Origin of the sequence: Streptomyces sp. NPDC046866 (assembly GCF_040704625.1) — a bacterium.
Lineage (GTDB): Bacteria > Actinomycetota > Actinomycetes > Streptomycetales > Streptomycetaceae > Streptomyces.
Window position 1 is genome coordinate 1 of record NZ_JBEYXN010000066.1, and the last position, 1,677, is coordinate 1,677.

1 protein-coding gene is annotated in these 1,677 nt (G+C 66.0%); it reads left to right on the forward strand.

From position 1 onward, the window contains the following. Nucleotides 1–573: 573 nt before the first annotated feature. Nucleotides 574–1,194 (forward strand): hypothetical protein, encoded by a 621-nt coding sequence (locus AB0953_RS35365; protein WP_366863703.1) that lies wholly within the window; start codon nt 574–576, stop codon nt 1,192–1,194. Nucleotides 1,195–1,677 lie beyond the last annotated feature (483 nt).

Consider the following 1,677-nt stretch of genomic DNA (forward strand, 5'->3'; position numbering starts at 1 on the left):
CTCCACCCTTGACAGGCCGACACGACCCGAAATGCCAAAGAGCTGCCGGGAAGCCCCCGAAGGATGGCCAGGGGGTCATGTCCAGCCTTCTCCCTTGTCAGAGACCTCACTCTCCCGCCCCAGGTGCAGAATCCTTCCTCCCCGGATCCCATCCCTCCCCGGCACCGGGCATACGGGTAGCCGAGCCCCCAGACCCGCCAAAGCAGCCACCGCCGGAGCCGAGGGGCTCCAACCCGCACCCGACGTCAATGACAGGACCATCGGGAGCGGGCAGCGCCCTCAGATCGCTACGCGCTCCTCATTTCTCGGCGTCCGACGGCCGCCTGTGGCTGGTAGCGCAACAGGTCGCTACGTGGCCCGGCACGTCTCAGCGTCAGACGACCGTCGGGGGCCGGTAGCGCAACGGATCGCTACGTGGCCTGGCAGGTCTTGGCGTCTGAAGACCGTCTGGGGCCGGGAGGCGGTTCCTTGCCCTCGGCTGGCATAGATCTTCCGAGGGCTCGGCAGCCCGCTTACGCTCGGACCGTTTGTGCTTGCTCCCGGCACAGTGAGGCGGTTTCCATGCCTGGATGGATGGATTTGGCATACACCACGGCAGGTGGTGTTGTCGGTGCGGCGGTGACCAACTACCTCTCCAGGAACCAGGAACGCCGACAGCTACGAGCAGCCGTCATGCAACAGCTCCTCCGCGTCGCAGCCGTGCGCGACGGGATACGCGACATCGTGCCCAGCCGGAGAGAACTTGGCGTGACGGCGGTCCTGGAGGACGGCAGCGACGCCGAGCGCGTCCAGCGGGAAGCGATCTCAGATCTTGTGGTGGCCGCACTCTCGGCCGGTATTCCGCGCAGGGTCTTGGACTTTGCCGGAGGCAGTGAAGAACGTGCCTTGCAATGCGAGGTCATCAAACTGATCGATCTCCGCCTGGAGGGAGTCCTGGGGGAGTCGCTCGAAGAACTCATGACGCAGTGCGAGCAATATCGGCAGGCGACAGCCCACATCCTGCTCCGGGTGCTGTGGCACCCATGGCAGACGCGGTTGCGGATGCGCGGGCGTCTGCGCCGCTTGCGTCAAGACGCCGCCGCACTCCACCGCCGACAAGAAGCGGCGACGTCCGTCCTGGCTCGACACGTCGACGCCCTCACCGAGCGACTCGAAGGTCGCCAACGCACCAACACCACGGGACCCGCGGCATAAGTCCCCTCCAAATAGGCGCCAGATGCCACCCCCACCGCTGTCTGCATCCCTCTCAGATCCCCAGACGGCCGTCGGACGCTGAGACGTGCGGACCATGTAGCGAACTGGCGCGTTTACCAGCCCGAGACGGTCGTCTGACGCTGAGACGTGCCGGGCCACGTAGCGATCTGGGGCGCTACCAGCCACAGGCGGCCGTCGGACGCCGAGAAATGAGGAGCGCGTAGCGATTTGACGCGTCTCCGTGCTCCCGGCAGCGGTCTGGTCGATGCCTCGTGCAGGTTGGAGGTCATCGGCTTCTGGGATGAGCTTTTTGCGGATCTGGGGGATCGGCTTCCCGCATGCGCGGTGCCGGGGGGGATGGGAATCCGGGGAGGAAGGATTCTGCACCTGGGGCGGGAGAGGGAGGTCTCTGACGAGGGAGAAGGCTGGACATGACCCCCTGGCCATCCTTCGGGGGCTTCCCGGCAGCTCTTTGGCATTTCG